The 659-nt window shown below is 61.8% G+C and carries 1 protein-coding gene; it reads right to left on the reverse strand.

Annotation, left to right across the window (positions count from 1 at the left end; genetic code table 11):
* Window positions 1-108: 108 nt before the first annotated feature.
* A partial coding sequence (locus tag ACOZJV_RS34690) for a bacteriophage T4 gp5 trimerisation domain-containing protein (RefSeq protein ID WP_421549614.1) occupies window positions 109-659 on the reverse strand: 551 nt, incomplete at its 5' end.

Consider the following 659-nt stretch of genomic DNA (forward strand, 5'->3'; position numbering starts at 1 on the left):
GGCGTCCTGGAGATCCGCAAAGGCTTTGCCGTCCTTGGCGTTGAAGGGGTAGCCCATTCGGGAGGTGGGTTTGGGGGCAACGGTCATCTTTGATGTGCTCCTACAGATTCAACGGGTGAACTGCCAGTTCCAGGTCTCGTCGGCAGGCAGGCCGTCCTCGGGGTTCCCCTCAAGCGCCAGCGAGTTGCCCTTGTCTCCTCCTTGCTGAATCAACGGGCCTTTAATACTGATGGCCACCGCGCTGAGGGTGATGCCGCCGCTGTCGAGGGTGATGGTCCCGCCAGGGCCACGTATGCGCATCACTTCGCCGGCTTGTAGTTCGATGACCCGCGAGCGATGGCGAATCGCCTGGCCTGCCTGCAGTTCGGATCGGCCTTCGATGGTGAGTTCCTGATGCCCGCCGATGCTGACCCAGTGGTTGGCCGTGGTCTTGTCGCGGCGGTGGTTACCGACCTCTTCGGTGCGGTCTTTGCCGGTGCGGATGCTGTGATTGCGGCCGATGCTCAGGGAGTCGTCCTGGCCGATATCGTGCCGGCGGTCTTGGCCGATATTGACCTGCTCGTTGTTGCCTACGGTTTCCTTGCGGTCGTGACCGATAGAAACAGTTTCGTCGTGCTCGACCTGCTCGCTGCGGTCGTGACCGACGAAGGTGGTTTCGT

The organism is Pseudomonas sp. QD4 (assembly GCF_049199125.1).
Classification (GTDB): Bacteria; Pseudomonadota; Gammaproteobacteria; order Pseudomonadales; family Pseudomonadaceae; genus Aquipseudomonas.